The sequence below is a fragment of the Wenxinia saemankumensis genome (genome assembly GCF_900141735.1).
In the GTDB taxonomy this organism is placed as follows: Bacteria; Pseudomonadota; Alphaproteobacteria; order Rhodobacterales; family Rhodobacteraceae; genus Wenxinia; species Wenxinia saemankumensis.
The window spans coordinates 338,330-362,367 of the sequence record NZ_FQYO01000003.1; the positions used below are offsets into that span (position 1 = coordinate 338,330).

Sequence of the window (24,038 nt, forward strand, 5' to 3'; positions counted from 1 at the left end):
GCGGTCAGGACAGCAGCGGGGCCGGCACGACCCACCAGCCCTGCTCGGCCAGCTGGATGACCCGCGCCGCCTGCCGCGCGGCGCCCGCGTCGCGGGTGAGGCCGATGCAGGTCGGCCCCGATCCCGACATCACCGCCGCGATCACCGCCGGATGTGCCCGCAGCCGGTCGAGCACCCGCCCGACCTCGGGCACCAGAGCCCGGGCGGGCGCCTCGAGATCGTTGCGCGCGCCGTCCATCCACTCGGCCAGGTCCTGCCACGACGGTGCGTCAGGCAGGGCGGGCAGGCGCGGATTGGCGCGGCTCTCCAGCGCGGCAAAGACATCGGCGGTCGGCAGCGGCAGCTTCGGATTGACCAGGATCACCCCGCAGGCGGGCAGCCGGCCCGCCGGCTCCAGCCGCTCGCCGATGCCCGACATCCACTGCGCGGCCGGGGCGGCGAGGCAGACCGGAACGTCGGCGCCGAGCTCCAGCACGGCGGGATCTTCCGGCTCCAGCGGCGGCACCTCCCACAGGCGGGACAGCAGCCGGATCGCCGCCGCCGCGTCGGACGAGGCCGAGCCGATGCCCGCAGCATGGGGCAGCGCCTTCACCAGCCGGATCCGCGCGCCGGAGGTGACGCCCCGCGCGGCGCGCAACGCCTCGGCCGCGCGCAGGACGAGGTTGCCCTCGTCCACCGGCACGCCGGGCGAGAACGGGCCCTCGACACTCAGCGACAGCTCCGGCGCGGGAACGGCCGAGAGCTGGTCGCCGACCCCGGCAAAGGCGACGAGGCTGTCGAGCTCGTGATAGCCGCCTGCCCTCTGGCCGGTCACGGCGAGGCCGAGATTGAGCTTCGCCGGGGCCAGGCCCGGCTCGAGCGTCGCGGCGGGGGCGGACTGCACCGGAAGGGTCATGGCGTGCCCGCCACGTCGAGCGGCGTGGCGCCCTCCTCGGCCAGCACGGCGTCGAGCCCGTCCTCCAGCTTGGCGCGGATGCGGGCGGCCTCCTCCTCCCCGGGGTCGAAGGACAGGGCGCGCTGCCACTGGAACCGCGCCTCGCGCAGGCGCCCGACCGCCCAGTAGGCGTCGCCGAGATGGTCGTTCACCACCGGGTCGACGGGCTCGAGCATCGCGGCGCGCTCCAGCGTCAGGGTCGCCTCGGCGTAGTCGCCCGCGCGGAACTGCGCCCAGCCGAGGCTGTCGACGATCGCGCCGTTCTCGGGCTGGAGCGCGACCGCGCGCTCGATCAGGTCGACCGCCTCGTCCAGGTCGCCGCCTTCCTCGAGCAGCGAATAGCCGAGGTAGTTGAGCACGCCCGGATTGTCCGGCCGCAGCTCCAGCGAGGCGCGGAAATCGGCCTCGGCGCCCGGCCAGTCGTCGGTCTGGTAGCGCACGATGCCGCGCAGGTAGTGCCGCCGCCACAGGTCGGGGTCCCCCTCCTGCCCCTCGATCCCCCTCGTATAGGCGATCTCGGCCGCGGCGGGATCGTCGGTCCGGCGCAGCAGGTCGCCCAGCGCGACCTGCACCACGTCGCTGTCCGGGGTCGCTCGCGCCAGCGCCTCCATCGCGGCGACGGCCCGGTCCTCCTCGCCCCCGGCGAAGAGCGCGTCGGCCCGCGCCATCTCGCCGGGCAGGAAGGCGGCGTCCTCCGGGTCGATCCGGCCCAGCGTCTCGACGGCGAGGTCGTGCCGCCCGATCCGGTCGAGCAGGCCGCCGGTCAGCAGCAGGACCTCGCCGTTGCCGGGGTCCAGCCGCTCGGCCAGCCGGGCATAGGTCAGCGCGACCTCGTCCGAGGCGTCGGAGGCGAGCACCGCCGCCACCCCGTAATAGGCGAGGGCCATGCCCTCGGCGGCGCCGCCGATCACGTCGAAGGGCGGCGTCTCGCCCGCGGCGAGGGTCGCCCGCAGCCGCTCGAGCTCGGGGTCGAGGGAGGCGCCGTAGGTCCCGGCGATCAGCTCGGCGCCCTCGTCCCCGCGGCCCAGCCGGCCGAGGGCCTGCGCCCGCGTGATCAGCGCCGCGCGGGTGGCCGTCAGGCCGTCCTCGGGCGCGGTCTCCAGCAACTCGACCGCCGCGGCATCGTCGCCGACGAGGGCGAGGGCCAGCGCCTTGTGGAGGCGGCCGAACGGTGCGAGGCCGCTCTCCTCGGTCAGGTCGTCGAAGGCGGCGATCCCCTCCTCGGCGCGGCCGGCGCCGACCAGCGCCCAGCCCCGGGCGAGGCCGTCGATGACCGGGCTGATCTCGTCCCCGTCCTCCAGCCTCGCCAGCACGACCTCCCAGTCGCCCTCGGCGAAGGCCTGCGCCTGCAGGACGACAGAGGTGACGACGCTGCTGCCGCCCAGCGCCTCCAGGCGGGCGGAGAGGGCGGCCGCCTCCTCGGTCCGGCCGGCCCCGATGAGCTGCGAGAGCGTGTATTGCAGCAGGACCGGGTTCTCGGGATCGGCGTCGAGCGCGCGGCCGAACCGCTCGGCCCCGACGGCGTAGTCCTGCGCGATGGCGGCGGTGCGCCCGGAGAGGTAGGCGCCCACGTCGACCTCCTGCGCGGCGACGGGCAGGGCCGTGGTGGCGAGCGTGCTCGTGGCGGCGAGAAGGGCCGCGAGGGGCAGGGTCCGGGTCATGCTGCTCTCCCGTCTGTCGGCTGCGCCCGGCTGTCCCGGGCCTTGCTGCGGCAAGGCTATCCCCCGGGCCGGGCGCGGCGCAACGCATGCGCCCTCACGACCCCGCGGGGCAGCGGGTTCCCGCCCTGCGGGGACCGGCCTGCCACGGCGTCATTTTACCAGTTGATAAAATATCGCGATGTGGCAGGCTCGGTCCATGAAAGGCCCGCCAGAGGCCCGCATCTCCAGGGAGAGCCCATGTCCAGCCCCTACGCCCCCGGCATCGTGCCGGGTCGCCTGCCGCCCGAGACGCTCGCCGAGAACTTCCTCGACCTGCACCCGCCGCTGGACCCGCACGAGGCGCATGTCGCGGCGGATCGCTGCTATTTCTGCCACGACGCGCCCTGCGTGACGGCCTGCCCGACCGGCATCGACATCCCGCTCTTCATCCGGCAGATCGCGACCGGCACGCCCGAGGCGGCGGCGAGGACCATCTTCGAGAGCAACATCCTGGGCGGCATGTGCGCCCGCGTCTGCCCGACCGAGGAGCTCTGCGAGGAGGTCTGCGTGCGCGAGGTGGCCGAAGGCAGGCCGGTGGAGATCGGCCGCCTGCAACGCCACGCGACCGACACGATGATGGCCCGCCAGGGCCACCCGTTCGAGCGGGCGCCGGCCACCGGCAAGCGGATCGCCGTCGTCGGGGCCGGCCCGGCGGGCCTGTCCTGCGCCCACCGGCTGGCGATGAAGGGGCACGACGTCACGCTCTACGAGGCGAAACCCAAGCCCGGCGGCCTCAACGAATACGGCATCGCCGCCTACAAGAGCACCGAGGATTTCGCCGCCCGCGAGGCGGAATGGATCATGGGGATCGGCGGCATCGAGCTCGTCACGGGCCGGGCGCTCGGGCAGGGCCTCGACCTCGAGGCGCTGCGCCACGAATACGACGCCGTCTTCCTCGGCGTCGGCCTCGGCGGGGTCAACGCGCTGACCGCCGAGGGCGGCGACAAGGGCGGTGTCGTCGATGCCGTCCGCTTCATCGAGGAGCTGCGGCAGGCGCCGGATCGCGGCACCCTGCCCGTGGGGCGGAACGTGGTGGTGATCGGCGGCGGGATGACGGCGGTCGATGCCGCCATCCAGTCCAGGCTGCTGGGCGCCGACAACGTGACGATCGCCTATCGCCGGTCGCGCGAGCGGATGGCCGCCAGCCGCTACGAACAGGATCTCGCGGCGAGCAAGGGCGTGCGCCTGATGTTCAACGTCCAGCCGAAGGCGGTGCACGGCAATGGCGCCGCGCAGGAGATCGAGCTGGAGATCACCGAGGAACGGGACGGCGCCCTGACTGGCACCGGCGAGACGATCCGGCTGCCCGCCGACCACGTCATGCGCGCCATCGGGCAGACGCTGGTCACCGATGCGGGACTCGAGCTCGCGGGCGGCAAGATCAGCGTCGACCGGTCCCTCCGCACCTCGCTGAGCAAGGTCTGGGCGGGCGGCGATTGCGCGAGCGGCGGCGACGACCTCACCGTCACGGCCGTCGCGCAGGGGCGCGACGCGGCCGAGGACATCCACCGGATGCTGATGGGGTGAGCGGGCCCGTCGCGCGAGAGGGGCGGGCCTGATGCCCGAGCTGCCGGAAGCCGAGGCGAACCGCCGCCGCGTCGCGGAAGGCGCGTGCAACCGGACGATCCGCGACTTCGCGCTGGGCGAGATCCGGCACATGGACCTGCCGTCCGAGGCGGAGCGCGCCCCGTTCCTCGGCACCCGGATCACCGAGACGCGGCGACACGGGAAATACATCTTCCTCGGCTCGAAATCCGGGCCGTGGATGGTGGTGCATCTGGGCATGTCCGGCAGCCTGCGCGTCTGGGACGACGGCGCGGACGAGGAACCGGATCACGCCAAGTTCACCTGGGTCTTCGAGGGGGATCGCCGTCTGTCCTTCCGCTGCCCCCGCAAGTTCGGCTGGGTGAAGGTGACCGAGGATCCCGGGAGCTTCGTCGAGGAGGCGGGCCTCGGCCCCGACGCGATGGAGATCGGGGACAACGCCTTCGCGGACCGCCTCGGCGGCTCGAAACAGGCGATCAAGTCCGCGCTGCTCGACCAGAAGAAGCTCGCCGGGATCGGCAACCTCTGGTCGGACGAGACGCTCTACCGGTCCGGGCTCATGCCGGACGTGCCCGCGAACGCGCTGAGCGCCGCGCAGCTTGCCGCCGTCCACCGCGAGGCGCGGGCGGTGCTGGAGGGCGTGCTGAAGACGAACGCCCGGTACGACGACCTGCCCGGCGACTGGCTGATCCATCACCGCGAGGACGGCGCGGATTGCCCGAGATGCGGCGGCACCATCACGAAGAAGACAGTGGGCGGCCGCACCGCCTATCATTGCCCGGACCACCAGGAGGGCGGGGGATGAGCGAGATCACGGCACAGGAACGCGCCGCGCTCGGAGTGATCGAGACGACGGAGGATCCGGATCGTCTGCGCGCCTTCATCGAGAACGCCCGGCGGCTGAAGTCGGCGGTCGTCGAGCGGGCAGCCTTCGCCCGGCTCTGCCTCGTGCAACCGGAAGCCACGCCCGGCACGGTGGAACACGACGTCTGGGCCTCGATACATGCGCTCGAAGAAATGATGCGGGATGAACGGGGCAAGACCGTCCGCCTTTCGCGCACCCGGCAAAAGATCGAGCGGGACGGCGAAGCGAAGATGGCTGCGGACCTGACGCTTAAACCGACGGCCTCGGCTGGCTTCGACGATTTGATTGCGCGCGGCCATCCCGAACTCACTTTTGAGGCGGTCGTCCTGCGCCATCCCAGGACCTTCGACGATGAGACCAAGGTCGCCGCCGCCACTCGTCTAAGTGCGGCCGGCCTCGACCCTGACCAGTTCAAACCACGCCAAGGAGCCTGACCGATGGCCGACCTGACGACCGACTTCCTGGGGATCCGCAGCCCGAACCCGTTCTGGCTCGCCTCCGCGCCGCCGACGGACAAGGAATACAACGTGCGCCGTGCCTTCGAGGCGGGCTGGGGCGGCGTCGTGTGGAAGACGCTGGGCGCCGAGGGGCCGCCCGTGGTGAACGTGAACGGCCCCCGTTACGGCGTGATCCACGGCGCCGACCGCCGCGTCCTCGGCATCAACAACATCGAGCTCATCACCGACCGCCCGCTCGAGGTGAACCTCGAGGAGATGGCGCGGGTGAAGGCCGACTACCCCGACCGCGCGCTCATCGCCTCGATCATGGTCCCCTGCGAGGAGGAGGCGTGGAAGGCGATCCTGCCCCGGGTGGCCGAGACGAACGCCGACGGGATCGAGCTGAACTTCGGCTGCCCGCACGGCATGGCCGAGCGCGGCATGGGATCGGCCGTCGGTCAGGTGCCCGAATACATCGAGATGGTCACCCGCTGGTGCAAGCAATACTACGACCGCCCGGTGATCGTGAAGCTGACGCCCAACATCACCGACATAAGGGGGCCGGCGCGCGCCGCGCGGAACGGCGGGGCGGACGCGGTCAGCCTGATCAACACGATCAATTCCATCACCTCGGTCGATCTCGACGCGATGGCGCCGCAGCCGACGATCGACGGCAAGGGCACGCATGGCGGCTATTGCGGCCCGGCGGTGAAGCCGATCGCGATGAACATGGTGGCCGAGATCGCCCGCGACGCGCAGACGCGCGGCCTGCCGATAAGCGGCATCGGCGGCATCACCACCTGGCGCGACGCGGCCGAGTTCATGGCACTGGGCTGCGGCAACGTGCAGGTCTGCACGGCGGCCATGACCTACGGCTTCCGCGTCGTGCAGGAGATGATCTCGGGCCTGTCGCAATGGATGGACGAGAAGGGCTACCGCTCCACCTCCGATTTCGTCGGCATGGCGGTGCCGAACGTCACCGACTGGCAGTATCTGAACCTCAACTACGTGACCAAGGCGAGGATCGACCAGGACAAGTGCATCTCCTGCGGGCGCTGCTACGCCGCCTGCGAGGACACCTCGCACCAGGCCATCGCCATGAGCCCCGAGCGCGTCTTCACGGTGAAGGACGACGAATGCGTCGCCTGCAACCTCTGCGTCGATGTCTGCCCGGTCGAGGATTGCATCACGATGGAGGAGCTGGCCGCCGGCACCGTCGATCCCCGCACCGGGCGCATTGTCCCGGCGGAATACGGCAACTGGACGACCCATCCCAACAACCCGGCCGCCGTCGCGGCGGAATGAGCCGGGACGGATCGGGGGAGGGGACCCCTTCCCCGGTCCGGCCTATTCCGGCGTGAACACGAAGCCGAGATGGAAGCCGGGAGCGTCGCCCTCGCGCGCGACCCCCTCGGCGCCGAGTTGCGCCAGCGCCCCCTCCAGGATGGACAGGCCGAGGCCGCCATTGGCGCGGGGGGCGGGACGCTCGTTCGGCAGGCCGGCGCCGGTATCGGCGAATTCCATCCGGTAGCGCCCGTCCGGCTCGTGCCGCCCGGTCAGGGTGATCAGCCCCTCGCCGGCCTCGCCGAAGGCGTGGCGGATCGAGTTCGACACGCTCTCGCTCAGGATCGTGCCGAGGGCCGAGGCCTGGCGCGACGAGACCTGGCAGGCGGCGAGGTCGATCCGGGTCGAGATCCCCTCGCGCATGTCGGCGGTGGCGAGGCCGAAGATCCGGGCGGCATAGCCGGGCAGGTCGACCTTCTCGCCGACGGCGGAATAGCACAAAGCCTCGTGCAGCGCGGCGGCCGAGGCGATGCGCGTCTCGGTCGCGGTCAGCGCGGCCTCCGCCTCGGGCGAGGCGCCCTGCAGCACGCGGCGCTGCAGGCGGATATAGGCGCTGACCGATTGCAGCGAGTTCTTCACCCGGTGGTTCGTCTCCTGCACGGCGAGGTTGGCGGTCGCCACCGCGCGGCGCAGCTCGATCAGCCGCATCGCCTGGTTGGCGAAATCGACGAGCAGCCGCTTCTGCGAGGCAGACAGCTCGCGCGGCTGGTAATCGAGCACGCAGAACGATCCGAGCGGCAGGTCGGTCGCGGGATCGACGATCGGCGCCCCGGCATAGAAGCGGAACGGCCGGTCGCCCATGCAGAGCGCGTTGGACAGCGTGCGGGGATCCTTGGCGGTGTCGGTGATCTCGAGCACGCCGTCCTGCAGGATGGTCCAGGCGCAGATCGACTGGCTGATCGGCGTCTCGTCGATGTCGAGCCCCTGCCGGGACTTGAACCATTGCCGCTGGCTCTCGACCAGGCTGACGAGCGCGACGGGGGTGCGGCAGACCTCGCTCGCGATCCGGGTCAGGGCGTCGAATTCGGGGTCGGCGCCCGAGCCGATGATCTCCAGCTCCGACAGGCGGGCGAGGCGCTCGGTCTCGTAGGGATGGCGGTCGGCTCGAGTCATGGCGTGCTCCCCTCGCCCGGTCTTCGTGGTTGCGGTCGTCCGTCGTGAAGCGGTTCCCAAAGGCCCTTCATACGCGACCATTGCCGCGCCGCTACGTCAAACGACGTCGTGACGTCATCGTGATCGGCCGGCGCCTGCATCGCCCGGGGGGCCGCCCGGTCGCCCGGCCGCGTGGAGGGCCCCCGGCGCCCCCGCCGCGGTCTCGGGGGCGAGCGCCCGGTCGAACATCGCGGCGAGAAAGCCCTCTGCGGCCGGGAAGGGGTCGGCCCCGCCGAGGACGGCGCGGACCTGCACGTCGAAATCCGCGTAGTGCTGGGTCAGCGCCCAGATCGAGAAGATCAGGTGATGCGGATCGACCGGCGCGATCCGCCCCGCATTCGCCCAGCCGCGGATCACGGCCGCCTTCTCGTCGACCAGCGCCCTCAGCTCGCCCGACAGGATCGGCCCGATCCGGGGCGCCCCGGCCAGGATCTCGTTCGCGAAGAGCCGGCTCTCGCGCGGGAAGAGCCGCGACATCTCGAGCTTGCGCGCGACATAGGCGAGCAGCTCGCCGCGGGGATCGCCGCCCGGATCCAGCTCGGCCAGCGGATCCAGCCAGGTCTTGAGCAGCCGTTCGAGAAGCGCCTCGTAGATCGCGTCCTTCGACGGGAAGTAGTAGAGCACGTTCGGCTTCGACAGGCCCGCGCCGCGCGCGATCCGGTCGAGGGTGGTGCCCCGGAACCCGGCCTCCGAGAAGCAGTCGAGCCCGGCATCGAGGATCGCCTGCCTGTTGCGCGCCTGGATGCGCGTGCGGGGGCGCTTGGCCGTCTCGGACACCCGGGTCCCTCCCTCGGGGCGCGCGCGGCCCCCCGCCGCTTGACTGACCCCCGACCTCTGGTAGCGTGCCTTTGACCGCCCGGTCAAATCGGAACCGGACCGGGGGAAAGGTCCGCGACAGACGGGCCGCACAGGGACAGAGAGGAAGCGCGCCATGGCCGCACCGGGCGAGAATCTTCGGATCAACGGCGATCGCCTCTGGGACAGCCTGATGGAGATGGCGAGGATCGGCCCCGGCGTGGCGGGCGGCAACAACCGCCAGACCCTGACCGACGCCGATGCCGAGGGGCGCGCCCTGTTCCGGGACTGGTGCGAGGCGGCCGGCTGCACGATGGGCCTCGACTCCATGGGCAACATGTTCGCCCGGCGCGAGGGGACGGACCCGGACGCGCTGCCGGTCTATGTCGGCTCTCACCTCGATACCCAGCCGACGGGCGGGAAATACGACGGCGTGCTGGGGGTCCTGTCGGGGCTGGAAGTGGTGCGCAGCCTCAACGACCTCGGCATCCGCACGCGTCATCCGATCGTCGTGACCAACTGGACGAACGAGGAGGGCACCCGCTTCGCCCCCGCCATGCTCGCCTCCGGGGTCTTCGCCGGCCAGCACGATCAGGACTGGGCCTATGCGCGCAAGGATGCAGAAGGGAAGAGCTTCGGCGACGAGCTCAAGCGCATCGGCTGGGTCGGCGACGAGGAGGTGGGCGCGCGCAGGATGCACGCCTTCTTCGAGTACCACATCGAGCAGGGTCCGATCCTGGAGGCCGAGGGCGTGGAGATCGGCGTGGTCACCCACGGTCAGGGCCTGTGGTGGCTCGAGGTCACGCTGACCGGCAAGGATGCGCATACCGGATCCACCCCGATGGAGATGCGGGTGAATGCCGGCCTCGGCATGGCGCGGATCACCGAGGCCGTGCACCGCATCGCCATGGACCACCAGCCGGACGCCGTGGGCGCGGTGGGGCAGGCCAACGTCTATCCCAACAGCCGCAACGTGATCCCCGGCAAGGCGGTCTTCACCGTCGACTTCCGCTCGCCCGATCTCGGCAAGCTGACCTCGATGCGCGAACGGCTGGAGAGGGAGGCGCAGGAGATCGCAGGGGAGCTGGGCCTCGGCATCACGATCGAGCCGACGGGCCATTTCGACCCCGTCGAGTTCGACGCGGGCTGCGTGGGCGCCGTGCGGAATGCCGCCGAGCGGCTGGGCTATTCGCATCGCGACATCGTCTCCGGCGCCGGACACGATGCCTGCTGGATCAACCGCGTCGCCCCCACGGCGATGATCTTCTGCCCCTGCGTGGACGGGCTGTCCCACAACGAGGCCGAGGAGATCACCCCGGACTGGGCGCGCAAGGGCGCGGACGTGCTGTTCCACGCCGTGGTGGAAACCGCCGGGATCGTGGAATAGCTTCACGCGGACCCTTCAGGAGTTTTCCGACGTGACCCCCAGACCGATCCTCGCCCTCACCCTCGCCGCGCTGCTCGCCGGCTGCGGGGGCGGCACGTCCTTCGACCAGACCATGTTCGACATCGGCCTCGCCAGCGAGCCGCCGCCCCCGCCCGAGCCCGAGCCGCTGCCGGCCCGGGTCGTCGCGGCCCTGCCGCCGGGGGCGCCCGAATCCACGGTCTTCCGCAGCGGCGACGGCTGCTACCTGTTCTCGGTCGAGGTGACCGAGCCGCGGACCGGCTATCCCGTGCGGGATTCCGCCGGCAACCCGATCTGCGACGGGGACGTGCCGCCCGCCGTCGCCTCCGCGCCCGAGGCGCCGGTCGTCGCGCCCGGCGCGGACCAGGTGGCGCTGCAATGATCCGCGCGCGCGCGCTTGTCGCGCTGGCCGCGCTGGTCCCCCTGGCGGCCTTCCCCGTGGCGGCCGGCGCGCAGGAGGGCGAGACCGCCGAGGCCCCCGCCTGCGACACGCTGGCGATGGGGCAGGGCCGGCAGGACTGCACCCTGCGGACCGAGGAGAGGGTGCTGGGCTTTGCCTACGACGAGGACAGCGTCGAGATCACCCAGACCGACGGCGAGGGCGTGCCCGCCGGCGAGCCGATCCTGATCGAGACGGACGACGCCGCGAACCACCCGCTCCTGCGCGACCTCTCGGGCGACGGGCGTCCGGAACTGCTGGTCCCCACCGGCAGCGGCATGGTCAACGTGACCTACGCGGTCCTCACGGCGACGCCGGAGGGGGCCTACGCGCCGGTCGGTCAGCTCACCTCCGTCGGGGCGAACTCGATCGAGCTGAAACCCGACGGCTCGCTCGTCACCTACGAGCGCGACACCGCCGCCGCCCATGTCGAGACGGCCCATGTCTGGACAGCCACGGGCCTCGCGACCGCCTGGGCGCTGCATGTCGACCTGGCCGAGCGGGACTGCACCCTCCTCGAAGGGGCGCAGCCCGAACTGACCGGCACGACGGCAGAGGCGATCATCTCGGAATGCGAGGCGCAGGAATGGCCCTAGACACCATGCCCGGCGAGGACCAGTTGCGGATCGACCTCGCCGCCGCCTTCCGCCTTGCGGAGAGGGCCGACTGGCACGAGGGGGTGGCGAACCACTTCTCGGCCGCCGTGTCCGAGGACGGCCGCCGCTTCCTGGTCAATCCGCGCTGGATGCATTTCAGCCGGATCCGGGCCTCGGACCTGCTGCTGCTCGACGCGGACGACCCCGGCACGATGGACCGCCCCGGCGCGCCCGACCCCTCCGCCTGGTCGATCCATTCGGCGCTGCACCGGAACGTGCCGCAGGCGCGCGTCGCCCTGCACATCCACCCGCCCTACGCCACCGCGCTGGCGGGGCTGAAGGATCCGACGATCCTGCCGATCGACCAGGTCACGGCGCGCTGGTTCAATCGCATTGCCTACGACCTGTCCTTCGGCGGCATCGCCAGCGAAGGGGCCGAGGGCGAGCGCATCGCCGCCTCGGTCGGCAATCACTCGGCGGTGATGATGGGAAATCACGGCGTCACCACCTTCGGCGCCACCGTGGCCGAGGCCTTCGACGCCCTCTACCATCTCGAACGCGCCTGCCGCACGATGGTGCTGGCCTATTCGACCGGCCAGCCGCTCGCCGTGATGGACGACGCCCTGGCCGAGGCGACGGCGGCGGAATGGGCCGCCTACCGCGAGGCGGAAACGGCGCATTTCGAGGAGATGAAGCGCGTGCTGGACCGCGACGCACCGGATTACAGGGAGTGAAGCGCTGAGACGCACCTGCTCCCGCTCGCACGACCTGCCCGGCGGAACGCCGGGCCGCGCCCGACCCGCCCCCCAGGGCGGGCGCGATGCGCCCCCCCTCGGGCCGGGCGCGTCCCTCTCCAACGGGGTCCGACCGCAGGGAGCATGCCCATGACCACCGTCATCAAGAACGGCACGATCGTCACCCACGACCTGACCTACAAGGCCGATGTCCTGATCGACGGCGGCAAGATCGTGGAGATCGGAGAGACCCTCTCCGGCGACGAGACGCTCGACGCCACAGGCTGCTACGTCATGCCCGGCGGGATCGACCCGCACACGCATCTGGAGATGCCCTTCATGGGCACCTATTCCACCGACGACTTCGAATCCGGCACCCGCGCCGCCCTCGCCGGCGGCACGACGATGGTGGTGGACTTCGCGCTGCCGAGCCCGGGGCAGGGGCTGCTGGACGCGATCCAGATGTGGGACAACAAGTCCACCCGCGCCAATTGCGACTATTCCTTCCACATGGCCGTGACCTGGTGGGGCGAGCAGGTTTTCGACGAGATGAAGACCGTGGTCGAGGACAAGGGCATCAACACGTTCAAGCACTTCATGGCCTACAAGGGCGCGCTGATGGTGCAGGACGACGAGATGTACGCCTCGTTCCAGCGCCTTGCCGAACTCGGCGCCATCGCGATGGTGCATGCCGAGAACGGCGACGTGGTCGCGGACCTGTCGGCAAGGCTGCTGCGCGAGGGCAATACCGGCCCCGAGGGCCACGCCTATTCCCGCCCGCCCCAGGTCGAGGGCGAGGCGACGAACCGCGCGATCATGATCGCCGACATGGCGGGCGTGCCGCTCTACGTCGTGCATACGAGCTGCGAGGAGAGCCACGAGGCGATCCGCCGCGCCCGCCAGCAGGGCAAGCGCGTCTGGGGAGAGCCGCTGATCCAGCACCTGACGCTGGACGAGAGCGAGTATTTCAACCACGACTGGGACCATGCCGCCCGCCGCGTCATGTCCCCGCCCTTCCGCAACAGGCAGCACCAGGACTCACTCTGGGCGGGGCTGCAATCGGGCTCGCTCAGCGTCGTGGCCACCGATCACTGCGCCTTCACGACCGAGCAGAAGCGCACCGGCATCGGCGACTTCACCAAGATCCCGAACGGCACCGGGGGTCTCGAGGACCGGATGCCGATGCTCTGGACCCACGGCGTGCGGACCGGCCGCCTGACCCCGAACGAGTTCGTCGCGGTGACGAGCACCAACATCGCCAAGATCCTGAACTGCTACCCCCGCAAGGGCGCGATCCGCGAGGGCTCGGATGCCGACATCGTCGTCTGGGACCCCGGGAAGTCCAAGACGATCAGCGCCTCCAGCCAGCAATCCGCGATCGACTACAACGTCTTCGAGGGCAAGGAGGTGACGGGCCTGCCACGCTTCACCCTCACTCGGGGCAAGGTGGCGGTCCATGACGGCGAGATCCGCACCGAGGAAGGACACGGCCAGTTCGTGAAGCGCCCGCCGAAGGGCGAGATCAACAAGGCGCTGTCGAGCTGGAAGGAGATGACCGCCCCGCGGCCGGTCGAACGCTCCGGCATCCCGGCGAGCGGGGTCTGAGGGCAGCGCCATGATGCTCGGCGGCCTCTTCGGCATGATGCTGGTCTTCATCGGCTTCGCGCTCCTCCTCATGTGGGGCGCGAAGCGGATCGGCCGGCCGGGGCTCGCCGTGTGGATCGGCTATATCGGCGCGGCCTATTTCGCGCTCACCGCGCTGGACACGCTGCGCTTCTGCGGCGCGCTCCCCTTCATCGAGATGGGCGCCCATGTCTGCGAGGGGGCGGGGCGCGAGCTGAGCCTCGTCTACGCGCTGATCGCCGCCCCGGCGGCGGCGATCTTCCTCGTCGCCTTCGCGCTGCGCCTGCGGGAATCCCGGCGCTACGGGGGACCCCGTTAGCATGGCGTTGCCGCATATCATGGAAAGGAGCGCCGTGACCGAAGCCCGGCCCGACCGATCGCCCGCCGGATCGGCTCCCGTCATCTCCGCGACGGATCTCGACCTCACCTTCCGGACGAATGACGGGCCGGTCCACGCGCTGAAGGGCGTGAACCTCGCCATCGGCAAGGGGGAGTTCGTCAGCTTCATCGGACCCTCGGGCTGCGGCAAGACGACCTTCCTGCGCTGCGTCGCGGGGCTGGAGCATCCGACGGGCGGCACGCTCACCGTGAACGGCATGTCGCCCGACGAGGCGCGCCGCGCCCGCGCCTACGGCTATGTCTTCCAGGCGGCGGGCCTCTATCCCTGGCGGACGATCGGCGGCAACATCCGCTTGCCGCTGGAGATCATGGGATTCCCGAAGGCCGAACAGGCCGAGCGGACGCGCCGGGTCCTCGAGCTGGTCGACCTCGCCGGGTTCGAGAAGAAGTATCCCTGGCAGCTGTCGGGCGGGATGCAGCAGCGCGCCAGCATCGCCCGGGCGCTGGCCTTCGACGCCGACATCCTGCTGATGGACGAGCCCTTCGGCGCGCTGGACGAGATCGTGCGCGACCGCCTGAACGAGGAACTGCTGCGGCTCTGGGACCGGACCGGCAAGACCATCGGCTTCGTCACCCATTCGATCCCCGAGGCGGTCTACCTGTCGACGAAGATCGTCGTCATGTCCCCCCGGCCGGGGCGGATCACCGACGTGATCGACAGCCCCCTCCCGCGCGAGAGGCCGCTCGACATCCGCGACAGCCGCGCCTTCATCGAGATCGCCCACCGGGTGCGCGAGGGGCTGCGGGCGGGGATGGTCGATGACTGAGGACACGCCCCGCTGGCAGCGCCGCCTGCTCAAGGCCGCGATCGTGATCTGCTTCGCCGGGGGGCTCTCGCTCTTCGGCGCGGCGCTGGGCGTCTATGCCGACCAGAAATGCCTGGCCGTGCCGTTCCTCAACCATTGCGCCGAGGCGCGCTGGGCGATGCTGTTCGGCGGCCTGCTCGCGATCGGCGCGCTGGTCGTGCTCTGGCGCCGCACCGTGCAGAGGCGCCGCGCATGAGGGCGCTCGGCCCCGTCCTCGTCGTGCTGCTGGCGCTGCTCGCGCTCTGGTATGCCGCCGTGCCCGTGATGAACGTCCAGGAGACGCTGACCCGGGCCGAGCGCGCGGGCGCCGTCATCGAACCGGCCAGCGCGGTGGAGCGGCGGGACATGGCGTCCATCGGTCTCGCCCTGCGCAATGCCGGTCAGCTGGGCGAGGCGTGGAGCCTCGAGCGGCCGCGCCTGCCCGCCCCGCACCAGATCGCGGCCGAGATCTGGGCCTCCACCTGGGACGAGGAGGTGAACGGCCGCCGCGGCATCGTGCAGTCGGGCAGCTTCTCGAACCGCAGCCTCGTCTATCACGCCGGCATCACCCTGACCGCGACGGCTGCCGGCTTCGCCATCGGGGCGGTGCTGGGCATCCTGCTGGCGGTCGGGATCGTGCACAGCCGGGTGCTCGACCTCAGCCTGATGCCCTGGGCCATCGTAAGCCAGACCATCCCCATCGTGGCGCTCGCCCCGATGATCATCGTCGTCCTCTACTCGGTCGGGGTGCAGGGGCTGCTGCCCAAGGCGATCATCAGCGCCTATCTCAGTTTCTTCCCGGTCGTGGTCGGCATGGTGAAGGGGCTGCGCGCGCCGGACGCGATGCAGCTCGACCAGATGCGGACCTGGAACGCCTCGAGCGCGCAGGTCTTCTGGAAGCTGCGGCTGCCCGCCTCGGTCCCCTATCTCTTCGCCTCGATGAAGATCGCGGTCGCGGCCAGCCTCGTCGGGGCCATCGTGGGCGAGCTCCCGGTGCAGCAGGGCGGCCTCGGCGCGCGGATGCTGGCGGGCAGCTATTACGGGCAGACGGCGCAGATCTGGGCCGCGCTCTTCGCCGCCGCGGCGCTGGCCGCGCTGCTGGTCTGGTTCGTCGGCTGGCTCGAGCGGCGGACGCTGCGCGCGATGGGGGGACCGGCATGAGCGGCGCCCGCCCCGGCCCCGCCCTGGCGGTGCCGGCCTTCGCCGGGCTGGCGGCGCTGGCGCTCTGGTCCGCGACCGGCCCGGCGGCGCTGGCGCTGGCCCTCGTCGTCCTGACCGCGCTTGCCGGATGGGGGGCGGTCGCGGCGCTGTCGGCGCGGGGCACGGCCGGGACGGGGCTGATCGCGCCGCTCGCGCTCGGCCTCGTCGTGCTGGTCGCGTGGGAGGTGCTGGTGCGCGCCTTCGCCGTGCCGCAGGTCATCCTGCCGCCGCCCTCGGTCATCGCCGCGACCTTCGCGGCGAACCTGCCGACCCTCTGGGGCGATTTCGTGCAGACGATCCTCAAGGGCGGGCTGACCGGCTACGTGATCGGATGCGGCGCGGCCTTCCTGACCGCGCTGCTGGTCGACCGCTACGACTTCCTGCGCCGGGGCCTGCTGCCGCTGGGCAGTTTCATGGCCGCCCTGCCGATCGTCGGGACGGCCCCGATCCTCGTCATGTGGTACGGGTTCGGCTGGCAGTCCAAGGCGGCGGTCGTCGTGCTGATGGTCTATTTCCCGATGCTGGTGAACACGGTCGCCGGCCTCGCCGATACCAGCGCCATGCAGCGCGACCTGATGCGGACCTACGGCGCCTCGTGGGGATCGACGCTGGCCAAGCTGCGCCTGCCCGCCGCGCTGCCCTTCATCTTAAACGGGCTGAAGATCTGCACCACGCTGGCGCTGATCGGGGCCATCGTTGCCGAGTTCTTCGGCTCTCCCACGCTGGGCCTCGGCTTTCGCATCTCGACCTCCATCGGCGCGCTTGACCTCGGCATGGTCTGGGCGTCGATTGTGGTGGCGGCGCTGGCGGGCACGGCCTTCTACGGGGTCGTCGCCCTGATCGAGACGCGGGTGACGTTCTGGCATCCGTCGCAGCGCCGCTGAACCGGCACCGGGGCCGAACCCCGGGCCACGAGACGGACAACATGGAGGTCCAATCTTGAAGAACGTACTGATCGCCGCGGGCGCGCTCGCGCTCACCCCCCTGCTGGCCGGCGCGCAGGAGATGGACGAGGTCACGCTGCAGCTGAAATGGGTCACGCAGGCCCAGTTCGCCGGCTACTACGTCGCGCTGGAGGAAGGCTTCTACGAGGAGGAGGGGCTCGACGTCACCATCCTGCCCGGCGGCCCCGACATCGCACCGACGCAGGTGATCGCGGGCGGCGGCGCCGACGTGATCGTGGAATGGATGCCCGCCGCCCTCGCCGCGCGCGAGAACGGGCTGCCGCTGGTCAACATCGCCCAGCCCTTCGCCGCCTCGGGCATGCAGCTGACCTGCTGGGGCGATGTCGGCATCGAGAGCCCCGAGGATCTGGACAACCGCACGCTCGGCGTCTGGTTCTTCGGCAACGAATACCCGTTCCTCAGCTGGATGAGCACGCTCGGCATCGCGACCGACGGCGCGTCCGAAGGGTCGGTCGAGGTGCTCAAGCAGGGCTTCAACGTCGACCCGCTCCTGCAGCGGCAGGCGGACTGCATCTCGACCATGACCTACAACGAGTACTGGCAGGTCATCGACGCGGGCGTCACGCCCGAGGAGCTGGTGAACTTCCGCTACGACGAGCAGGGCGTCGCCACGCTCGAGGACGGGCTCTACGTGATGGAGGAGGATCTGGAGGATCCCGAATTCGTCGACGAGATGGCCCGCTTCGTCCGCGCCTCGATGCGCGGCTGGAAATGGGCCGAGGAGAACCCGGAAGAGGCGGCGATGATCGTGCTCGACTACGACGAGACCGGCGCCCAGACCGAGGAACACCAGATCCGGATGATGAACGAGGTCGCCAAGCTGACCGCCGGATCGGACGGCGCGCTGGATCCCGAGGCCTACCAGATCACGGTCGACACGCTTCTGGGCGGCGGCTCGGACCCGGTCATCACGGCCGAGCCCGAGGGGGCCTGGACCTCGGCCGTCACGGATGCCGCGCTGAACTGATCCCGAAGCGCTGTTTCGCAGCGCCGGGACATCGCGGGACGGGGGCGCGGAGCGATCCGCGCCCCTTTTCCGTCCGGGCCCGGGACGAATGGCCTCGCCCGCGATGGCCGGGCACGGAGGGGCCGCTCCCCCTTGGCCCGCGGGCAGAGGAGTCGTCGCGGGCGCCGAGGGACAGCGCTGGCCCTTCCACCGGAGCGGTAGGCGGGCGAGGGCGTCCTGATGCCCGCAGGAAGTCCGACCGGGACAGGTTGCGGCCGGAGACCCGGGCAGGTCGATGGAGGGGTCGGACCGGACGTCGCCCCGCGGCGGGCAGGGCGAGCGACGTGACAGGTCGAGGGCATGGGGGGCGGGCCGGTCGGGGGGATGACCGGGACCGGCGCCGGCACGCGGCGGCAGGACCGGTGCCGGGGCGTTCCGGTCAGGCCCGGCGGGGCCCCGGGGCGCTCTAGGACAGGGCCAGCTCGGCCTTCGGCTGAAGCAGACCGGCGCCGCCCTCCACATAGCGCGACACGACCGCGCGCAGCGCATCGTCGTCCGCCTCGGCGATGGCGGCGCGCAGCGCCTTGATCGCGGCGGCGACCTCGATCTCGGACAGGGCGCCCTCGCGGGCCAGCATGATCTTGGGATGCGGGGTCGTGACCTGGCCGGTCCCGATCAGCAGCTCCTCGTGCAGCTTCTCGCCGGGGCGGAGCCCGGTGAAGCGGATCTCGATGTCGCCGTCCGGGTTCGACTCGTCCTTGACGGTGAGGTTCGCGCTCTCGACCAGCTGACGAGCGAGCGCGTAGATCGAGATCGGCTCGCCCATGTCGAGGACGAAGACCTCGCCCCCCTCGGCGAAGCTGCCGGCGGCGAGGACGAGGCGCGCGGCCTCGGGGATGGTCATGAAGTAGCGCGTCACCTCGCGGTCGGTGACGGTGATCGGCCCGCCCCGCCGGATCTGCTGGGTGAAGAGCGGGATCACCGACCCGGACGAGCCGAGCACGTTGCCGAAGCGCACCATCGAGTAGACCGTCGGGGCCCCGCTGTCGCGGGCGCGCCGGGCGAGATCCTGGACCACCAGCTCGGCCAGGCGCTTGGACGCGCCCATCAGGTTCCTGGGCCGGACCGCCTTGTCGGTGGAGACGAGGATGAACCGCGCGACCCCGGTCTCCATCGCGGCCTGCGCCAGCGTCTGGGTGCCGATCACGTTGTTCTGGAATCCCGGGATCGGGTTGCGCTGGACGATGGGCACATGCTTGTAGGCCGCCGCGTGCAGCACGATCTCGACCGCGTTCTCGCGCAGGACCCGCCGCATCAGGGCCGCGTCGCAGACCGAGCCGAGGATCGAGACGATCTCGACCTGCGTCCCCTCGACCAGCGCCTCGAGCTCCATCGTGATCTGGTAGAGCGCGAGCTCGGAGCTCTCGACGATGACCACGCGGCGCGGCCGGCAGACGAGGAGCTGCCGGCACAGCTCGGACCCGATCGAGCCGCCGCCGCCGGAGACGAGGACCGACCGCCCCTGATAGGCGGCCGAGCCGCCCGGCAACTCGGCGTCGAGCGGGGCGCGGCCGAGCAGCGTGCCCGGCGCCACCGGGCGCAGCTGGCTGACCAGCGGCGCGCCCGACCCGGCGAGCTGCGCGAAGGAGGGCAGGGCGAGCACGTCGATGCCCAGGTCGGAGAGCCGGCGCGAGATCAGCGTCAGCTGCGAGCGCGGCACGCTGGGCATGGCGAGCAGGACGCGATCGGCGCGCTTCTCCTCCATCAGGCGGGGCAGGACGAGCGGCGAATGGACCCGCAGCCCCTGAACGATGGTCGATTGCAAGTTCGCATTGTCGTCGACGAAGGCGATCGGCTTGATCGTCATGTCGGTGGTGAAGGCGGCGGCGAGCTGCTGGCCCGTCCGCCCCGCGCCGTAGATCACCACGCGCAGCTGGTCGTTGCCGCGCCGGTAGGCCCCGAGCACGACCTGCAGCAGCAGCAGCCGGCAGGACGCGCCGAGGATGAAGTAGATCATGGCGAAGACGATGAAGGTGCTGGGCGGCGTCGCGTAGCCCGTCACGCCGTCGAGGATCGCGGTGACCCCGGCGATGACGATCGCATGGACCCCCGTCAGCCGCATCGCGTGGATCTCGTAGGCCTTCAGCTGGATGCGGTGCAGGCCCATCGCGTAGGACAGCAGCCCCGCGACCAGCATCAGCATCGCCAGCGCCTCGACCTCGAGCACGTAGGAGCCGAGGCGCGGCCGCTCGCCGGTCTGGATCGCCAGCGACAGCGCCAGCGCCACGGGCAGGAGGGCCACGTCCAGCGACAGCATGACCGCCTGCTTCAGCCCGCGCGGAAGCGCGATTAGCGCGCCGGAGCCCCGGGCGATCAGATCCGCAGCGGATTTGGTCAACTGGTTCATGCCCCGTTCGATCGCCCCCGTCCGGACCGGCGCGCTGCCGGTGCGGTCGCCCCCCCGTTCCTCTTGGACCCGGGGGGCATCCTACATCAACCGTGCCCGTTCCTCCATCCTCTCCTGCCGGATCGGGGTCGGCCGGTTCCTGCCGATTTTAGCGGCATCCTGCCCGGTTCGCGCCCGCCCCGCGTTCAGCGCCGCCGCAGCACCGCGCCGAGCGTGCGGGCCATGATGGCGAGATCGGCGCAGACCGAGGCGTGCCGGGCATGGATCAGGTCGAGCCGTGCCTTGCGGGGCACGCAGCGGCGCCGATAGGCGGCATCCGTTTCTTCGGGGGTGCGGCAGGCGGCGAGGATGCGTTCCTCGTGCGCGTGGAAGACGAGGCTGGCGAGCCCGGTGATGCCCGGCCGGCCCTTCAGCACCTCGGCGTAGAGCTCCGGAAAGGCCTCGACATAGACCCGCAGCGGCGGGCGCGGGCCGACGAAGCTCATCTCGCCGCGCAGCACGTTCCACAGCTGCGGGATCTCGTCCATCCGGGTCCTGCGCAGCGCGCGGTGCAGCCCCGACATCCGGTCCGACTTGTCGCCGCCGGTGACGCCGGTCGCCGCCGCCCCCTCGGGCGCGGGGCGCATCGTCCGCAGCTTGACGAGGCCGAAGGGGCGGCCCGGGGCCGCCATCCGCTCGGCCACGTAGAAGACCGGCCGTCCCTCGCGCACCAGCAGCACGATCACGAGGATCAGCAGGAGCGGCGCCAGCAGCGCCGCCAGCACCGCCGCGAGGACGAGGTCGAAGAGCCGCTTGCCGGGGGTCACCGGGACGGCCCCGCGCGCCAGCCGGCCAGCCGCGCCTCGGCCACCAGCCCTTCGGCCGTGGCGGGGGGCAGGGCGACCAGCCCCGCGAGCCGGTCCGTCGCCAGCGCCATGCGCGCCAGCGCGCCGGGCGGCGCGTCGCGCCAGGTCCAGCCCAGGCCCGCCGCCCGCAGCACGGCGTCCATCGCAAGGGCGCCGGGCTGGGCGACGTTCAGCACGCGCGGCTCGGCCCCGGCGGCGGCCCGGTCGGCCAGCGCGACGAGGACGCGGGCGAGGGTCAGCGGGCCGATCCAGCACCGCTCCGGCGCGCGCCCGTCCGGCAGGCGGTCGAGCACGACCCCCCCTTCCGCCATCGCGCCGAAGAGCGAATCGCAGCCCGCGACATTGGCGAGCCGCAGGTGCCAGGCCGCGTCCCCCAGCGCCGCCTCTGCCGCCAGCCGCGCCGCGCCGTAGCCACCAGGCGGGGCGGAGCCCTCGTCCTCGTCATGCGGCTGGGGGGAGGGGGCGTAGACCGCCGCGGTCGAGACGTGCAGCAGCGGCGCCCCCAGCCCCTGCGCGAGGTCCAGCGCCGCCCGCGCCAGCGCCACGGTCGCCGCGGTATCGGCGCTGCCCGCCGGGCCCGCCATGTGGACCACGGCGCGGGCCCCCTCGACCGGCGCCTCTCCCGGCTGCCAGCGCAGGTCCCCGCCGCTCCGGCCGGCCAGGACCGGAGCGGGGCCCGGCCAGTGCCCCCGGGCGCGCAGCGCGGCGAAGGCCCGGCCGATCCGGCCGCTCCCCCCGAGGATCAGGAGCGGCGCGCTCACCGGAACACGGCCCGCGCGCCCCAGAGCCGCAAAGCCCCGGACAGGAAGCAGAGCGCGCCGAAGATCCAGGCCAGCGCCGGGAACTGGCCCGGCAGCAGGCAGATCGCGACGAAGAGGAGGATCGTCTCGGTCCCCTCGAGCAGGCCGTCCGAGAAGTAGAGCGACTTCACGCCCTGGGCCGCCGTCTCCATCCGGCGCTTCTCGGCGAGGATCGCGTAGCCGAGGAAGGTGGCCCCGTTGAAGTAGAACGAGGCGAGCAGGAACGCCCCGGCCGCCCCGTTCGTCGCCGGATCGTGCAGGACGAAGGCCAGCGGCACGGCCCCGTAGAAGAGGAAGTCGGTCGCGATGTCGAGATAGCCGCCGTAATCGGTCCGCGCGCTCGCCCGCGCGACCGCCCCGTCCAGCCCGTCGGCGAGGCGCGAGGCCGCGATCGGAAGCAGCGCAGGGAGGAACCATCCGAAGGCGATCAGCAGCGCGGCCAGCAGGCCGCAGCCGAGCCCGGCCAGCGTGACGTGGTCGGCCTCCACCCCCCGCGCCGCGAGGGCGCGGCCCCAGCGGTTCAGGACCGGGTCGATCAGGCGGCGGGCGGCGGCGTCGAACATGGCGCCTCATGCCCCGCCCGGCCCCGCCGCGTAAAGCGGGCGCGGCGCCCCTGACGGCGAAGTGAGGCCGGCGCACCACCGCGGCGCGCCGCGTCGGCCCCCGATCGATGGCGGGGGGAAGGGGACCGGGGCCGGCAGCACGCGCCGGACGGTCGGGGACGGGCCGCGGAAGCCGGATCGGCGGCGAAGGCGGGTGGGGCCCGCCCCGGCCGTCAGCGCGCGGGCACCGCGACGATCGGGCCCATCCGCGCCCCCGGATCCGACCGGCCGAGCGCGGGAGCGTGCAGGCGCGAGATCGACCCGTCGAGATAGAGCGCGTTCGGCAGGCCCAGCCCGTCGCGGAACAGCCGCGCGAAGGCGTGGAAGCTGACCGGCCGGGCGGAGATGGCGAAGACCGCGCGGCGGCCGTCCGCGCTGGTGCCCACCCCGTTGCGGACGTGGCGCGAGGGGCTGTCCGGGATGAACCGGGGATGCAGCGCGCCGTCGATCACCAGCATCGGCCCCGATTGCGTGGCGAACCGGCATTCCGGAGGGTCCGCTTCATAGGCGCGCGTCTCGATCACCCGGGCCCGGTCATCGGACAGGCAGAGCACCCCGTTCGGCAGCAGCCCGAAATTGCCCGGCCCGGCCGAGGTCACCAGCGGCGCCAGCTCTACCCCGTCCTCGATGTAGAGCCCCACGGGACGGCGGTCGGCATGGTACATGCCCGCGTTCATCGCGAAGGCCATCGGCCCCCGCGCCGCCTCCAGCGCGCCGAACTGGCCGTAGGGCCGGCCAGACGGGGCCGAGAGGTAGAGGCGCAGCGCCTCTTCCGCGGGGGCGATGTCGCAGATCGTGTAGCGGGCACCCTCGAAGGCGATCTCGCGGCAGAGAGCGGCCGAGGCGGGGGGGGCGGCGAGGAGGCCCGTCAGGGCGAGGGCGCCGGCGAGGACGCGGCGGATCACGCCTCGTCCGCGGGATCCCCGTCCGCATCCTCGTCCCGGGCCTCCACGTCGCGGCGGACGCGCGGGTCGGACAGCATGCGGCGGGTGTCGTCCATCCGGTCGAAGGTGCCGTCGATCCGGAACCGCAGGTCGGGCGCGTGCTTCAGCGCCATCGAGCGGGCGACGTGGTGGCGCAGCTCGCCCTTCGCCCGCTTGAGGCCCGAGATCGCCGCCTCGCGGTCGCCGCCGCCGAGCGGCATGACGAAGACGGTCGCGATCCGCAGGTCCGCCGTCACCTCGACCTCGGTCACGGTGATCGACAGGCCCGCCAGCGCGGGGTCATGGACGTCGCCGCGCATCAGCGCGTCCGACAGGGTGCGGCGGATCTCTTCGCCGACGCGAAGCTGTCTCTGGGAAGGGGCTTTGGCCATGGGCGGCAGATAGACGGCCGCGCCGCCCCGGACAAGATGCGCGGCCGCCTCCCCGCCTCGCCCCGGCGGAGGGGCGGGTGCCCCGGGGACCCTCGCGCCGGCCGGTCGCGGGCCGGGGCCGGGTGGATGCCGGGGCCGGGGCCGGTGGGCGCCGCGCGTTTGGACAAGCGCCCCTCCGCGCGCTAAGCCTGCGCCCGAAGCCGCC

At 71.9% G+C, this 24,038-nt stretch carries 25 protein-coding genes; 15 read left to right on the forward strand and 10 right to left on the reverse strand.

The features are described from left to right. Window positions 1-4 precede the first annotated feature (4 nt). Window positions 5-895, reverse strand: coding sequence for a 4-(cytidine 5'-diphospho)-2-C-methyl-D-erythritol kinase (locus BUE30_RS09180; RefSeq protein WP_073329050.1), 891 nt, complete (start codon window positions 893-895; stop codon window positions 5-7). After that, the gene (locus BUE30_RS09185; RefSeq protein WP_073329054.1) at window positions 892-2,595 is read right to left on the reverse strand and encodes a tetratricopeptide repeat protein; all 1,704 of its coding nucleotides are present in this window, start codon (window positions 2,593-2,595) and stop codon (window positions 892-894) included. Before BUE30_RS09185 ends, BUE30_RS09180 begins: the two co-directional genes overlap by 4 nt. A 237-nt stretch (window positions 2,596-2,832) precedes the next feature. Here BUE30_RS09185 and BUE30_RS09190 point away from each other — a divergent pair, with 237 nt between their 5' ends. From BUE30_RS09190 to preA, 4 genes are read left to right on the forward strand one after another with little or no spacing between them, the layout of a single operon-like run. Then, entirely contained in the window at window positions 2,833-4,161 is a 1,329-nt protein-coding gene (locus tag BUE30_RS09190) for an NAD(P)-dependent oxidoreductase (protein WP_073329059.1), read from the forward strand. 31 nt (window positions 4,162-4,192) lie between these two features. Continuing rightward, complete coding sequence (locus BUE30_RS09195; RefSeq protein WP_073329063.1) at window positions 4,193-4,984, forward strand: Fpg/Nei family DNA glycosylase; 792 nt, start codon at window positions 4,193-4,195, stop codon at window positions 4,982-4,984. Next, window positions 4,981-5,478, forward strand: a complete 498-nt coding sequence (locus BUE30_RS09200) for a hypothetical protein (RefSeq protein ID WP_073329067.1) — start codon at window positions 4,981-4,983, stop codon at window positions 5,476-5,478. Before BUE30_RS09195 ends, BUE30_RS09200 begins: the two co-directional genes overlap by 4 nt. 3 nt (window positions 5,479-5,481) lie before the next feature. After that, window positions 5,482-6,786, forward strand: a complete 1,305-nt coding sequence (gene preA / locus BUE30_RS09205; RefSeq protein ID WP_073329070.1) for an NAD-dependent dihydropyrimidine dehydrogenase subunit PreA — start codon at window positions 5,482-5,484, stop codon at window positions 6,784-6,786. A 42-nt stretch (window positions 6,787-6,828) separates the two neighbouring features. Here the strand turns inward: preA and BUE30_RS09210 are convergent, their stop codons facing one another. Together BUE30_RS09210 and BUE30_RS09215 are read right to left on the reverse strand one after the other, a co-directional pair. Next, the gene (locus BUE30_RS09210; RefSeq protein WP_073329073.1) at window positions 6,829-7,938 is read right to left on the reverse strand and encodes a histidine kinase dimerization/phosphoacceptor domain -containing protein; all 1,110 of its coding nucleotides are present in this window, start codon (window positions 7,936-7,938) and stop codon (window positions 6,829-6,831) included. A gap of 114 nt (window positions 7,939-8,052) precedes the next feature. Further along, window positions 8,053-8,754 (reverse strand): TetR family transcriptional regulator C-terminal domain-containing protein, encoded by a 702-nt coding sequence (locus tag BUE30_RS09215; protein ID WP_244526319.1) that lies wholly within the window; start codon window positions 8,752-8,754, stop codon window positions 8,053-8,055. A gap of 154 nt (window positions 8,755-8,908) precedes the next feature. Between BUE30_RS09215 and BUE30_RS09220 the strand changes: the two genes are divergently transcribed. The 11 genes from BUE30_RS09220 to BUE30_RS09270 all read left to right on the forward strand — a co-directional run bounded on the left by BUE30_RS09220 (window position 8,909) and on the right by BUE30_RS09270 (window position 17,885). Then, window positions 8,909-10,159 (forward strand): Zn-dependent hydrolase, encoded by a 1,251-nt coding sequence (locus BUE30_RS09220; protein ID WP_073329077.1) that lies wholly within the window; start codon window positions 8,909-8,911, stop codon window positions 10,157-10,159. A gap of 31 nt (window positions 10,160-10,190) precedes the next feature. Next, window positions 10,191-10,559, forward strand: a complete 369-nt coding sequence (locus BUE30_RS09225; RefSeq protein WP_073329082.1) for a hypothetical protein — start codon at window positions 10,191-10,193, stop codon at window positions 10,557-10,559. Next, the gene (locus BUE30_RS09230; protein WP_073329085.1) at window positions 10,556-11,212 is read left to right on the forward strand and encodes a hypothetical protein; all 657 of its coding nucleotides are present in this window, start codon (window positions 10,556-10,558) and stop codon (window positions 11,210-11,212) included. Before BUE30_RS09225 ends, BUE30_RS09230 begins: the two co-directional genes overlap by 4 nt. Then, window positions 11,203-11,946 carry a class II aldolase/adducin family protein gene (locus BUE30_RS09235; RefSeq protein ID WP_073329089.1) on the forward strand — a complete coding sequence of 248 codons (744 nt, stop codon included), beginning with the start codon at window positions 11,203-11,205 and terminating at the stop codon, window positions 11,944-11,946. The genes BUE30_RS09230 and BUE30_RS09235 overlap by 10 nt, the downstream gene beginning before the upstream one ends. A gap of 150 nt (window positions 11,947-12,096) precedes the next feature. After that, entirely contained in the window at window positions 12,097-13,551 is a 1,455-nt protein-coding gene (hydA, locus tag BUE30_RS09240) for a dihydropyrimidinase (protein ID WP_073329093.1), read from the forward strand. 10 nt (window positions 13,552-13,561) lie between these two features. Next, window positions 13,562-13,888 carry a hypothetical protein gene (locus tag BUE30_RS09245; RefSeq protein WP_073329098.1) on the forward strand — a complete coding sequence of 109 codons (327 nt, stop codon included), beginning with the start codon at window positions 13,562-13,564 and terminating at the stop codon, window positions 13,886-13,888. 34 nt (window positions 13,889-13,922) lie between these two features. Then, window positions 13,923-14,735, forward strand: coding sequence for an ABC transporter ATP-binding protein (locus BUE30_RS09250; protein ID WP_425303921.1), 813 nt, complete (start codon window positions 13,923-13,925; stop codon window positions 14,733-14,735). Continuing rightward, on the forward strand, window positions 14,728-14,970 hold the full coding sequence (locus BUE30_RS09255; RefSeq protein ID WP_073329102.1) for a hypothetical protein: 243 nt from the start codon (window positions 14,728-14,730) through the stop codon (window positions 14,968-14,970). The genes BUE30_RS09250 and BUE30_RS09255 overlap by 8 nt, the downstream gene beginning before the upstream one ends. Continuing rightward, entirely contained in the window at window positions 14,967-15,914 is a 948-nt protein-coding gene (locus BUE30_RS09260; protein WP_073329107.1) for an ABC transporter permease, read from the forward strand. The genes BUE30_RS09255 and BUE30_RS09260 overlap by 4 nt, the downstream gene beginning before the upstream one ends. Further along, window positions 15,911-16,837, forward strand: a complete 927-nt coding sequence (locus tag BUE30_RS09265) for an ABC transporter permease (protein WP_083601297.1) — start codon at window positions 15,911-15,913, stop codon at window positions 16,835-16,837. Before BUE30_RS09260 ends, BUE30_RS09265 begins: the two co-directional genes overlap by 4 nt. A 55-nt stretch (window positions 16,838-16,892) precedes the next feature. Continuing rightward, window positions 16,893-17,885, forward strand: coding sequence for an ABC transporter substrate-binding protein (locus BUE30_RS09270; RefSeq protein ID WP_073329112.1), 993 nt, complete (start codon window positions 16,893-16,895; stop codon window positions 17,883-17,885). A 445-nt stretch (window positions 17,886-18,330) separates the two neighbouring features. Here BUE30_RS09270 and BUE30_RS09275 read toward each other — a convergent pair whose 3' ends face one another. The 6 genes from BUE30_RS09275 to rbfA all read right to left on the reverse strand — a co-directional run bounded on the left by BUE30_RS09275 (window position 18,331) and on the right by rbfA (window position 23,842). Then, window positions 18,331-20,271 (reverse strand): polysaccharide biosynthesis protein, encoded by a 1,941-nt coding sequence (locus BUE30_RS09275; RefSeq protein WP_083601298.1) that lies wholly within the window; start codon window positions 20,269-20,271, stop codon window positions 18,331-18,333. A 185-nt stretch (window positions 20,272-20,456) separates the two neighbouring features. After that, window positions 20,457-21,077 carry a sugar transferase gene (locus BUE30_RS09280; RefSeq protein ID WP_073329116.1) on the reverse strand — a complete coding sequence of 207 codons (621 nt, stop codon included), beginning with the start codon at window positions 21,075-21,077 and terminating at the stop codon, window positions 20,457-20,459. Then, entirely contained in the window at window positions 21,074-21,877 is an 804-nt protein-coding gene (locus BUE30_RS09285) for an NAD-dependent epimerase/dehydratase family protein (RefSeq protein ID WP_073329121.1), read from the reverse strand. The genes BUE30_RS09280 and BUE30_RS09285 overlap by 4 nt, the downstream gene beginning before the upstream one ends. Continuing rightward, window positions 21,874-22,479 (reverse strand): CDP-alcohol phosphatidyltransferase family protein, encoded by a 606-nt coding sequence (locus BUE30_RS09290; protein ID WP_073329126.1) that lies wholly within the window; start codon window positions 22,477-22,479, stop codon window positions 21,874-21,876. The genes BUE30_RS09285 and BUE30_RS09290 overlap by 4 nt, the downstream gene beginning before the upstream one ends. 212 nt (window positions 22,480-22,691) lie before the next feature. Further along, entirely contained in the window at window positions 22,692-23,423 is a 732-nt protein-coding gene (locus tag BUE30_RS09295; protein ID WP_083601300.1) for a phosphodiester glycosidase family protein, read from the reverse strand. Next, window positions 23,420-23,842: a 30S ribosome-binding factor RbfA gene (gene rbfA / locus BUE30_RS09300; protein WP_425303927.1), complete on the reverse strand. Its 423-nt coding sequence runs from the start codon at window positions 23,840-23,842 to the stop codon at window positions 23,420-23,422. Before rbfA ends, BUE30_RS09295 begins: the two co-directional genes overlap by 4 nt. Between the last annotated feature and the right edge of the window lie 196 nt (window positions 23,843-24,038).